The 11641-nt window shown below is 46.3% G+C and carries 12 protein-coding genes; all 12 read right to left on the bottom strand.

The annotated features are described in order from the left end of the window. Positions 1 to 130: 130 nt before the first annotated feature. The 12 genes from R7O12_RS21430 to gspC are packed head-to-tail and all read right to left on the bottom strand — an operon-like array spanning position 131 to position 11439. Complete coding sequence (locus R7O12_RS21430) at positions 131 to 892, bottom strand: type II secretion system protein N (RefSeq protein WP_318126347.1); 762 nt, start codon at positions 890 to 892, stop codon at positions 131 to 133. A gap of 1 nt (position 893) precedes the next feature. After that, positions 894 to 1385 carry a type II secretion system protein M gene (locus tag R7O12_RS21425; RefSeq protein WP_085569729.1) on the bottom strand — a complete coding sequence of 164 codons (492 nt, stop codon included), beginning with the start codon at positions 1383 to 1385 and terminating at the stop codon, positions 894 to 896. A 7-nt stretch (positions 1386 to 1392) separates the two neighbouring features. Then, positions 1393 to 2595, bottom strand: coding sequence for a type II secretion system protein GspL (gene gspL / locus R7O12_RS21420; RefSeq protein ID WP_017820694.1), 1203 nt, complete (start codon positions 2593 to 2595; stop codon positions 1393 to 1395). Then, the gene (gspK, locus tag R7O12_RS21415; RefSeq protein ID WP_005379302.1) at positions 2564 to 3574 is read right to left on the bottom strand and encodes a type II secretion system minor pseudopilin GspK; all 1011 of its coding nucleotides are present in this window, start codon (positions 3572 to 3574) and stop codon (positions 2564 to 2566) included. Before gspK ends, gspL begins: the two co-directional genes overlap by 32 nt. Beyond that, on the bottom strand, positions 3567 to 4244 hold the full coding sequence (gspJ, locus tag R7O12_RS21410; protein ID WP_213869976.1) for a type II secretion system minor pseudopilin GspJ: 678 nt from the start codon (positions 4242 to 4244) through the stop codon (positions 3567 to 3569). Before gspJ ends, gspK begins: the two co-directional genes overlap by 8 nt. Beyond that, on the bottom strand, positions 4231 to 4620 hold the full coding sequence (gspI, locus tag R7O12_RS21405) for a type II secretion system minor pseudopilin GspI (RefSeq protein ID WP_017635009.1): 390 nt from the start codon (positions 4618 to 4620) through the stop codon (positions 4231 to 4233). The genes gspJ and gspI overlap by 14 nt, the downstream gene beginning before the upstream one ends. Continuing rightward, positions 4607 to 5206, bottom strand: a complete 600-nt coding sequence (locus R7O12_RS21400; RefSeq protein ID WP_213901360.1) for a prepilin-type N-terminal cleavage/methylation domain-containing protein — start codon at positions 5204 to 5206, stop codon at positions 4607 to 4609. The genes gspI and R7O12_RS21400 overlap by 14 nt, the downstream gene beginning before the upstream one ends. A gap of 29 nt (positions 5207 to 5235) precedes the next feature. After that, on the bottom strand, positions 5236 to 5679 hold the full coding sequence (gene gspG, locus R7O12_RS21395; protein ID WP_005379298.1) for a type II secretion system major pseudopilin GspG: 444 nt from the start codon (positions 5677 to 5679) through the stop codon (positions 5236 to 5238). Between the two features lie 59 nt (positions 5680 to 5738). After that, on the bottom strand, positions 5739 to 6956 hold the full coding sequence (gene gspF, locus R7O12_RS21390) for a type II secretion system inner membrane protein GspF (RefSeq protein WP_033905910.1): 1218 nt from the start codon (positions 6954 to 6956) through the stop codon (positions 5739 to 5741). Next, the gene (gspE, locus tag R7O12_RS21385; RefSeq protein ID WP_005379296.1) at positions 6956 to 8458 is read right to left on the bottom strand and encodes a type II secretion system ATPase GspE; all 1503 of its coding nucleotides are present in this window, start codon (positions 8456 to 8458) and stop codon (positions 6956 to 6958) included. The genes gspF and gspE overlap by 1 nt, the downstream gene beginning before the upstream one ends. Beyond that, positions 8458 to 10476, bottom strand: a complete 2019-nt coding sequence (gene gspD / locus R7O12_RS21380; protein WP_005379295.1) for a type II secretion system secretin GspD — start codon at positions 10474 to 10476, stop codon at positions 8458 to 8460. The genes gspE and gspD overlap by 1 nt, the downstream gene beginning before the upstream one ends. Positions 10477 to 10512: 36 nt before the next feature. Continuing rightward, a complete protein-coding gene (gene gspC / locus R7O12_RS21375) occupies positions 10513 to 11439 on the bottom strand; it encodes a type II secretion system protein GspC (RefSeq protein WP_318126344.1) in 927 nt (308 codons plus the stop codon). Positions 11440 to 11641: the final 202 nt, after the last annotated feature.

Raw genomic sequence — 11641 nt, 5'->3', positions numbered from 1 at the left:
AAATCATGGCTTTAAATTTCCATTCATTCCCAATGTACAGCGAATAGAGGTTTTAGCTTACGATGATCCAAAAGCAAAAAGAGCTGCACAATAGCAGCTCTTTTAAGATATTGGATTTTGTCACGATAGGTTAGAAGCACCCTTGGTAATTAAACTCATATTGACCTTGAGCATTCGGCTTACCCAACCATTTCAGTTGCTCCCCCATGCTGGATGGGAACTCTGCACCAGGTTTGAACCACGCTTTAGTTGAGTACCGTTGATTAGGCATCAGTTCAGCGGAAAACGCCGCAGAGACTTGTTTGCTGCTCTGCTCACCAGTTGCCGTCAATACACTATCCTGACAGTTTATATCGGCAATCACAGGACCGAGATCTAAGCTGCCAACGGGACTTTGAATACCACTGGCATTCCATACTAAAGTGCCTTCACCGTCCTTACACCAAGGCGCAGCATAAGTCGCATGACGAATATTCAGCTCAAGCTGCCCATCAACACCAACAGGCACAGGGAGGCGCGCTTGCTCAACAACTTTTACCGCCGGAATCGAGGCAACTAAGTTTTTGGCATAAGGGCCATCACTTAAGCTATAGCCGACAGAACCGCGCCCACGAACGTCCATTTCACTACCACGACCAAAGCGCACAGCAAACTCAGCTTTACCTGTCAGTAGACTCGACCATTGGAAATCCCAATTAACTTCTCCAAGGTTCTGGCGCTGCCAACGAATACTAGAAGCTTGACCTTGCCATACCGAACCGTTGGCTCCTTGAATGTCCAGGCCTCTCACTGTTGGTGCTTGTTGTAACACCCAAGAGACTGGTAATCCCATTAAAAGACTGACTGAAAAAAAGACGATAAAGATAACAACGTAAAGTACTGCTCGTTTCACCTTAACCTCGCTTAAACTGAAGGCGGTTTACATCGATCATGCCCGCTTGCTCTGTTCGGTCGATATCTAAAAATTCGACTTCAATACCCTGTTGCTCTTTCAAGTAACGTAACCAATCCACTAGTTGATTAAACGCGAGTGGTTTGATCCACACTTGAACGCTCTCATTACGAGGTTGTACTCGAATCAACTCAACTTTATAACGACGAGCTGAAGAAGAAACCAACTGATTCAACGGTTGACTAGAGTAGCTCACACCGCTGCTTTTTCGCAGTGCAGTGATGCCATCCGCTTTATCTTGTACCCAAGCTAGCAACTGCTTTTCACTTTGAATACGTGACTGAGCTAGCTCCGCACGTTGACTCATTGGCTGTAATAAACCCCAATAAATAATACCGATAACGACAATAGCGCCACATCCCATGACCAAACGCTGCTCACGCTGCGAGATGCTGCTCCACCAAACCTGAGCTTGAGAAATTAAATTTTTCATCATCACCTCACAAACGCTTCAAAACAAAGCTGCCAACCACAACGTTATCGCTACGGTTCAACTGACCTTGCTCAACATTAAACTTCTCTGCCAATTTCACACGAGCCTGCTCAAAAGGTTGGAAGTCTGAACTACGAGCCTGAATACGTACTTCGCCACGTTGTCCGTCGTATTTAAAGCTAGTGATCTCCAAGTCACTGACCTGACCAAGCGTCGCGGGTAATGCCGCCAACCATGACAACATTGCCTGCTGACCACTTCCACCAGATAAGCTGCGCTCTTCATCATCCATTTGTCGTTTGAGGTAACTAACGGTAGGAATGCGTCGTTTATTTGGGAACACCTGGCGGAAAATACGCTCACTCTCCTCACGATACGCTTGAGCTTGTGCTTCGTACTTATGGACCACGAGCAACTGCTGCGCAACCATAACGACGATAAGCACCCCCGCAGCAATGGTGGCTTTTTGCCAGAGCTTCCAGTATTTACCCCAAGAAGATTTCGGCTTGAAGATCCCAGTCAGCAAATTGACTTTGCTTTCTGTCACCCCCTTCGCCAGTAAAGCCATCGTCATTTCTTCTGGTTGCGGATCCCATATTTCAGGTAACGCAGATTCCGGGACCGAGCTAAAGCAATCGAGCTTCCAACCTTCATGATTTTGTAGATAAGAAGAGAGGTAAAGGTCTAACCAAGAAGCGTCGACAACCGCGCCCTCTGTCGCAGAGTGACGAATTAGCCATTGCTCGCCAATCATTGCAGCACTGCTGTGATCTCCACGAACCGGTAACGCAAGCACATCGGGTAAAATGCGTTTAATGGCGATACCTTGGCTTGAGAAACGTTGCAGTACAGTCTGAATCCAAGCACGTTCAACTGCGCAAATCTGCGCTTTATCCGCTTGTTTACCCAACACGCTAAAGTGCAGGCCATCAACGTCCTGAGCAACTTCGTCTTCCACTAAGTACGGTAACATCGCCTCGAATTGGCGTGTTGCACCAGGTGGTATATCCACTTGCGTCAGGACTACATCATTACTCGCCAACAGCGCCACAACTTGGCGCTGACCAGCATATGAGACCAATTCATCTAAGTGTTCCCACCCGGCGATTTCACCGCTAGCAATCACTTCCTGTTGATCTGTCGACCACACCACCCAAGGAATGGTACTTTGTTGTTCGCTACTCAGCCGAACGGTCAGAAACTCGCTCACTGATCCCTCCAAAACGACGGCGAACTACGGTCACCGTTTCTCTATTTGTACTTTGCAAAAGGCTTCGGATACGTACACGTGATTCATCCACCAACACTTGTGCATCCAATTCAAAAAAGGCGCTATCCACACCCAAATAGCCTTTGGCGTTTTTCTTTACATCTTCACTTAAGCCAGCCATTTCTGACTCTGCTAAAAATTCATCAATGCTATCCCACCCATCAAATGGGCGTTTTTCAATTAGCTGAATCGCATCACTACTGCTTAAGTTTGGTGAGAACATTGCCACCAAAATCGGAGCTTGCTCAACATCAATCGTATTCACGTTTAAACGCCAGTCATCACTTGGTAATGCACAGACCAACGGCTCCAATTTTTGGAAAATTTCACCACTCACCTGATAGACAGCCCGTAACTCGGAAGCATCTGCCATCCAACCATTTGATGCCAAATAGGAAGGTTTCATCGCTTCATATGTGCTGTCTTCAACCCCAGTAGTCGAACGGACAGAGTCATCAGCATCAATGTATTCCCAAGTAGAGTCTGCAATGATTTCTGCTTGATATGGCTCGACATCTAACTCTTCTAATAGGCGCTGCAATACATTCACTAAATATGGTCTTGTAATTTGCTGACCCGTTGGTTGCACACGACTCAATACATTTAGATTAAAGCACGCTTGCTTGTCTCTAATTCGTCCCGCCGCTTGACCATAATCTAACGGATAGACTTGCTCTTTTATCGCCCACGGTTGACTCATATTAATCGTGTCGGTGTCTTTATAACTTTGCTCGATACCCACTTTTGCTAGCGCCTCGACGCCAAGGCTGTACCAATACGCTTGCTGGTAATTGATTTGATTAGCGCCTCGCTGAAACTGCAAGAACAAACGTTCCGACATACTGGCAGCAACCGTCGCCATAATCGCCAGCAACATCAACACTATAATCAAAGCAACACCGCGTTGACGGTTAACCATTATTGCTGTCTCCTGAACTTTCCTCTTTCTGACTCAATGTGCCATCAGGAGTGAGATAAGTGCGGGCAATTTCTCCATAGTCTTTGAGAGTGAGAACAACAGAAACCGCTTTCGGCAGCGCTTTTTCTTCAGCCCACTCTTTTTTCCATTGCTTACCATCATAGAAACGCATATCAAATGACTCGACCTGCGTTAGCAATGGAGTAACAGTACCTTGTTGCCCAACCGGCGTATCAGGATAGCGCCACCATACTCGCTGCAGTGTTTCTTCTTTTAAGCGATAGCCAACCTTGGTTACTTCTCCACGAGGGAACTGCTGCTGAGGGTTGTGCCAACCTAAACGGGCAAACATCAGTCCTTTGGTATCGGAGTCCAACAGGTAATCGGACCAAAAAATTAGCCGGCTAGCAGGCTCTTCACCATTAGTACGTGTTTGACGCATCGCCATTTGACGAAAATCGTTATCCATCATAACCATGGCACGCTGAATTTCGTTTAAGCGTTGGGTTCGTTCTTGTGATAGCACATTGCTACGCTGTACTTGCGATACCACTTGGTACGCTGCGACACTTAAACTGGCAAAGATGGCAATCGATACCAACACTTCAATAAGTGTAAAACCTTTTACCCTTTGGCGCGTGTTTGCGCGGAGATGATTATTGCGCCACATAGCTTCGTACCGTTACTACAGGGCTCGCGCTTTTCTCTACCGAGACGCTCACATCAAATGCTTTCAGCAATGGCTGCGTCGTGGCGACTGGCGTGACTTTCCAGAACCAAGTGCGTCCTGCCAGCTCTTCTGTGCCGTTTTTCGCTTTGAGTTCTCCGGTATTCAACATCACATTTGCCATCTGATTATCCACAACCATGGCTGCAAACATTTTTTCTTCTAGATAACTGATTGTATTAATATGCTGGCTCACAGAGCGAATGACACTGATGGCAGCGGTGGCGAAAATTGCCAGTGCGACCAATACTTCCAGTAAGGTCATGCCTCTCGTCCGGCGATGACTCAAATTTGGGCGAGCTTGCTTAAAATTGCGCATTCTCATCCTCTTTCACTTCTTCGCCCGGAGCTAATAACAAAATTTGTCCACTTTCTTTGCCAATGACTCGCCAACCGTCATTAAAGGCATCACCATTTTGCGGAAAAAAAGACAGGGTAAATGGCGTGACTTCGGCGCTGGAAAAGATAAACACTTGCGGTGGCTCAATTTTCTTTTCGTCCTCTTCTTCTGCGAACATGTCTTCATCAAAAAGAGAACCTGGTTTGAATAAGCGCTCATCATTATCCCAAACACCACCTCCGAGCTCGAGTTGTAGCGTAATATCTTCTTCTAGCTTGGTTTTGCTCGGAATCTGCTTTAATTTCAGAGGCTGCCAACCTTCTGAGGTTAAACTCAGTAGAGCGTAGGTCGATTTGGCATCATCCACTCGAACGCCAAAATCTTTACCGCTCAGCACCGCTTCTTCATTGAGCAGCTGTAAACGCTGAAAAAAGCTTTGAGCATACTGTTTGGAAAGATCTTTTTGGCTAGTCGGTAACGTCGAGATCACGGCCACAGCCGTAAGAGATAGCAAAACCAGCACCAATAGAATTTCTATCAATGTAAAACCGTTATGTTTTCGCATTTGTTTCATTAGTGCTGGCTTAGGCTCAATTATTGGAAGTCTTGCATGTTCCAGTTGCCAATATCTGCAGCTGGACCTTCTCCACCCTCTTGGCCATCTGCGCCTAGAGTGAAGATATCGATTGTACCGTTATCACCTGGGCTTAAGTATTGGTACTGGTTGCCCCAAGGGTCATTAGGAAGACGTTTGATGTAACCACCATCACGGTAGTTGCGTGGCTCTGGGTTAGATGGCTTACTAACCAATGCTTCTAGACCTTGGTCCGTTGTTGGGTAAACGCTGTTATCCAACTTGTACATATCTAAGGCATTTTCCAACGCGACAATGTCCGTAATCGCTTTTTGTTGGTCAGCCTTCTCTTTGTTACCCAATAGGTTTGGAACAACAAAACTTGCCAAAATACCTAGGATAACCACAACAACCATCACTTCTAAAAGTGTAAAACCCTGTTGTTTACTACGCTTAAACTTCATTTTTTTCTCCGAAAGTTAGATTAAAGCCATGCCGTTAGTAGACACGTCTTAATTCGAAATTATCCGCTCATCAAGTTATTCATTTCTAACATTGGCATCAAGGTCGCCATCACAATGAACAACACTAATCCAGCCATTAATGCAATCAGCGCAGGAGTAAACACACCCAGAGCAATATTGACTGTTGATTCAAAGTTTTGATCTTGGTTATCGGCTGCCCGCGTCAACATGCTCTCTAATTCACCACTTTGCTCACCACTGGCGATCATGTGTAGCATCATTGGTGGAAACAAGCGGGTTTGGTCCAACGCCTTACGCAAACTAGCGCCCTCTCGAACGTTATCCGCTGCAAGCAACACTTGCTGCTTCACATAACGGTTAGACATAACATCTACCGCAACGCGCATACCCTCTAGAATTGGAATCGCACTGGAAGTACAGATCGAAAGCGTTCGTGCGAATCGTGCGGTATTCAAACCTCGAGAGATCTTACCTATTAGCGGTAAGCTCAAGATTTTTCTGTCCCAAGCTAAGCGAAAGTCTGGCTTTTGCAACGCCAGTTTGAGGCCATAGAAAAGCACCACCAGCACAACGAAAATAATCAGCCCCCAATCTTGCACAAACTCACTGGCTGCCAGTAAAAATTGCGTCGATTGAGGTAACTCTTGGCCCATCTGAATGATGGGTTCAATGATTTTAGGAACCACTGTCGCCAATAAGAACGAAACGATGACAACCGCGAATACCACCAAAACTACAGGATAAATCATGGCTTGAAGCAATTTAGATCGCATCTTTTGGCGGTTTTCGACATAGTCTGCCAAACGCTCTAATACGGTATCGAGGTGACCTGATTTTTCACCCGCCGCAACCATAGAGCGGTACAGTTCATCAAACACGTGGGGGTAATCGGCAAAACTGTCGGCAAGCGGATAACCCTCTGTTACTTTCGAGCGAACCGCAGCCAACATAGAACGAATCCTCGGCTTTTCAGCCTGCTCAGAGACCGCACGCAAACACTCTTCCAAAGGCATTCCTGATTGGACTAGCGTAGACAATTGCCGTGTGATGAGTGCCAGCTCAGATGTCGAGATGCCGCGCTTAAAGCTGACTGAACCTGAAGACTTAGCCGATTTAGCTTTCGTCTCGACCACTTCAATCGGGATCATCCCTTGCTCTTTGAGTCGCTGGCGCACTTGTCGGGCGTTGTCCCCTTCTATCGTGCCTTTTTTATGCTTGCCTTTTGCATCTAGCGCTTTGTACTCAAATGCCGCCATTAGGTTTCCTTCGTCACTCGCATCACTTCTTCAAGTGACGTAATACCACGACGTACTTTGCTTAAACCATCACTGCGAATACTTGGCGTATGGGCGCGAACGGCTCTCTCAATTTCTTGTTCACCAGACTCTCGATGAATCAACTCTTGCACTTGCTCATCAACCATAATGAGCTCGTGGATACCTGTTCGACCTCGGTAGCCTTTTTGGTTACACGCTTCACAGCCTTTTGCTCGGTGCAGTTCTAACGGTTCATGCGCTTCCATACCAAACAGTTTTTTCTGTTCCGCATCGGCTTCATACGGCTCTTTACAGCTTGGACAAAGCGTTCGAACTAAGCGCTGCGCTAGCACCCCTAATAACGAAGAAGAAATAAGGAATGGCTCAATACCCATATCACGTAGACGCGTAATCGCACCCACTGCGGTGTTGGTGTGGAGAGTCGACATTACCAAGTGACCCGTTAAGGACGCTTGCACTGCAATTTGTGCGGTTTCTAAGTCACGGATCTCACCGACCATTACCACATCCGGGTCCTGACGCAGAATGGCACGCAAGCCACGCGCAAACGTCATGTCGACCTTTGGGTTCACCTGAGTTTGACCGATGCCATCAATATCAAATTCGATCGGGTCTTCAACCGTTAAAATGTTGCGTTCGTTGCTATTGATCTCTTGCAAACCAGCGTACAAGGTGGTTGATTTACCAGAACCTGTCGGGCCCGTCACCAAGATGATACCGTGAGGGCGGCCAATCAAGTGACGGAAGTTGTCATGCACTGAAGGGGTCATGCCCAAACTATGTAAATCAAGACGAGTCGCGTTTTTATCCAACAAACGCATTACCACGCGCTCACCATGTGAGGACGGCATCGTCGATACACGCACGTCCACCGCACGACCACCGATACGCAACGAAATACGGCCATCTTGAGGCACACGCTTTTCTGCGATATCTAGTTTAGCCATAACCTTCACACGAGAAACTAGCAAAGGCGCTAGCTTACGACTTGGGGTCAGGACTTCACGCAATACGCCATCGACACGGAAACGAATCGAAAGGGTTTTCTCGAACGTCTCAATATGAATATCCGACGCACCTTCTTTGATCGCTTCGCCCAACATGGCGTTGATCAATTTGATGATTGGCGCATCGTCTTCCGATTCTAATAAGTCTTCATCGTGCGGCAGTTCTTCAGCCAAAGAGAAGAAATCATCGCTATCAGCACCAATATCTTCCATCAACTGACGCGCTTCAGACGAGTCGCGTTGATATGCTTCGGTCAGCTTTTTATCAAAGGCTTCTTTATCGATAGGTTGCGGTACGAAGCTTTTCTTTAATACACGACGGACTTCAACCAGAGCCGCAGGGTTAAGCGGCTCGACATAGTAAAGAATAGGTGGACGCTCAGGATGCTCTGTCTCCAGCACCAGTTTAAAGCGGTTGGCAAAACTGAATGGCAGACGACGCATACTTGGCGCTGTGTCTAACATATCAACCATTAGTTGTTTTCCATTTGATCAATAAACGCTTGAATCTCTGTTGGGTGCTGACGCTCCTGGCCAAAGGCAGGCATAACCGGGATCTTCTCGTCTGCCATCAACTTCAACCCTTGATCCGCTTTATAAAGCTGTTCTGCGCGAATAAAGTTGTATTTACGCTGCGTAATACCGTCGGCCGTCACACCATCGCGAATAATCGTCGGCTTGATGAACACCATCAAGTTACGCTTTTCTGTTTGCGTGCTCGTTGACTTGAACAGGTGACCCAGTACCGGAATGTCACCCAATAGCGGCACTTTAGACTCACTTTCAAGTGCGCGTTCATCGACCAAACCACCAAGAACCAACATCTGACCATCTTGGATCATGACAGAGGTGTTTAACTGTCGTTTAGCAAAGCGAACGTCAACCGCACCGTTTGCGCCTAATACGTTGGAAACTTCTTGTTCAATGTTTAACTGTACAGAGTCACCTTCATTAATTTGTGGCACTACTTTGAGTTTGATACCGACTTCTTTACGGTCAACCGTTTGGAATGGGTTGTCGTTGTTTGAGCCAGCCGTAGAGCCCGTAATAACCGGAACCTCTTCACCCACAATAAATGATGCTTCGCCATTATCCATTACGGTAATACTCGGAGAAGATAGAATGTTTGAGTTGGAGTCAGAAGCAACAGCACTAATTAGCGCTGTCCAGTCACCCATGACAATACTCATTGCCGCACCATTTACTCCGCTAAGCGCTGACGCTAGCGTAGAGTAGTCACCTGATTCAGTAACATCATATGGCGTTCGTTCGCCATTAGAGTTGGTATAGTATTCAGTGCGGGTTTGATCTTTTGCTTCTTCTAGACCAACCATCACCTGACCAATCGGGGCTCCTGAGTTACCGTACTGAATTACAGCACCCGTTTCTAATGAACCCCACTGAACACCTAGGTTAATACCATCACCTTCAGACATTTCGACAATTAACGCTTCAATAAGAACCTGAGCACGACGAATATCGAGTTGAGAAATGACGTCTTGTAATGCCATCATAATATCTGGCGGCGCTGTTAAAACTAACGAGTTAGTTGCAGCGTGAGCAGCAATGACGACCTCACCACGCGATGCACCTGATGTTTTCTGACCAGCTTGCTTTTCAGCTTGCAGGTTATCGGAAACACCTTTCAATACATCCACCAAGTCTTCAGCTTTCGCATTTTTCAGGTACACAACTCGGTTGTTACCTTTTGTCGCCATTTCAACATCAAGTTGACGAATCAAACGTTTCAAGCGGGCTCTTACTTTTGGATCACCAGAAATTAAAATCGCGTTAGTACGTTCATCGGCCACAATTTTAGGTTCAAGGAACTCTGGCGTGCTTTTCTGATTCGCACTTTTATTCAGTGCTTCGACAATGCGTACCATTTCAGCAGCAGATGCATTACGCAGCTCCACCAATTCAATTTCTTTATCGCCGGCTTGGTCAACACGCTTGATGATCTCTGCTAAGCGATTCACTACTGCCGCACGACCAGTAATCAAGATAATATTCGCTGGATCATAATGAACCACGTTACCGGCACCGGCGTTATCAATCAGCTGACGAAGTAGAGGAGACAACTCACGGACCGACACATTACGCACCGCGACAACTCGAGTGATAACACTATCGCCTTGCGCGCTACCATCACCTAACACAGGGATTGCTGAGGTTTTTGAGTCTTTTGCTTTGATAACCTTAAGTACCCCATTGTCCATCTCTACGACTGCGTAACCGTATACTTCAAGGACATTAAGGAAAAAGCTGTAATATTGCTCTTCGTTAAGTACGTCATAGCTGCGGACATCGATCTTACCGCGTACTGAAGGATCAACAATGATGGTCTTTTCGAGGTTACGACCCACTATGTTGATGAATTCTTGAATATCAGTGCCTTTAAAGCTCGCACTAAATTCGTTTGCCATTGCACCTGGTACGCAGAGTAAACTTCCTGCTAGTAGCCAAGCACTTTTGCTGAACCAATGTTTCACGTATGTCTCCCTGAACTTACGCCGGTTGCCTAAGTCTTACAATTGGATATAGATATCGTACTGTTGGCCGTCTCGCTCAACAGTTAAATTTAATTCTTGCGGATCGCTCATCACTTGCATCAGTTGTACTGAAGAAGACGGATCACTTAAATCGATCCCGTTCAGTTGAACCGCAATATCACCAGGTTGTAGCCCTACATCATTAAATAATGCGGCATCACGACCAGGTGATACTCGATAACCAACAATGTCTCCGTCTTTTTTGACGGGTGAAATGGTGATGTATTTAAAAACGCTTTGTGGATCTTTCGCAATTTCTTCGCGGATTTGCTCTAATTTCTCTCCAACGTCAGACGTCGCTGCTTCTGCTCGCTGAGCTTGCGCCCTAGCTACCTGCGGCGATTCAGATAGCTTCTTATATTCTATACCTTGCATCATTAAGGTCTCGTCTCGACCTTGGTTATCAATGATGACGCGATCCACCAATACCGATTTTAGCGTCGCACGTGTCCCTTCGATTTCTTCACCCAAACCGTACGTAGCTTGCTTACCTCGGTTAGCAATAACAGCAAGGCTGGTATTGGCATCACTGCTGGCAACCGCACCGACTAGGGTGAGGTTAAGGCGCGTCTTAGGGGCGTCTTTAACAATAGGCTGTTCTACAACTGCCGCTTTTTGCTCAGTGAATTTACCGAATAGGTTGGCATTCTGAAGGGCATTAAAATCTATCGCGTCGCCTTTATTGCTCGCAGTAACGCTACTCGCCGATGGACGCCATTGCGGCACTTCCGACGATTGAGGTATGGCTAACCACACAATTTTGCCAAGTATCCATCCGGTTATCGCAATAAACAGACAGGTAAGCAACAAGCTAAGTTTGGCTTGAATGGTATAATGATTGGACTTGATCTGAGCCAGTAGCGGTCTGCTTGATAATCCTGCACTTAGCTCTAAACGTTTCACTGAATGGATTCCTTTATTCTAACGTCCGTCATTTAAGCTATAACGATAGCTATCGACTTTAAATTGCTAAATTTGCAATAAAATTATTACTCAACAAAGAGCAGTGAACTATATCACAAGTTGTCTTTCATACCTTTTTCTTATGCAGTTTTTGCCAACTCCCTTGAAAAAAATACGCCTTGACTCCATCTGTAGGTGAATA

Source organism: Vibrio sp. Vb1574, assembly GCF_033338675.1.
The sequence above is the reverse complement of the archived record's forward strand: the minus strand, read 5'-3'. Positions and strand labels throughout refer to the sequence as shown.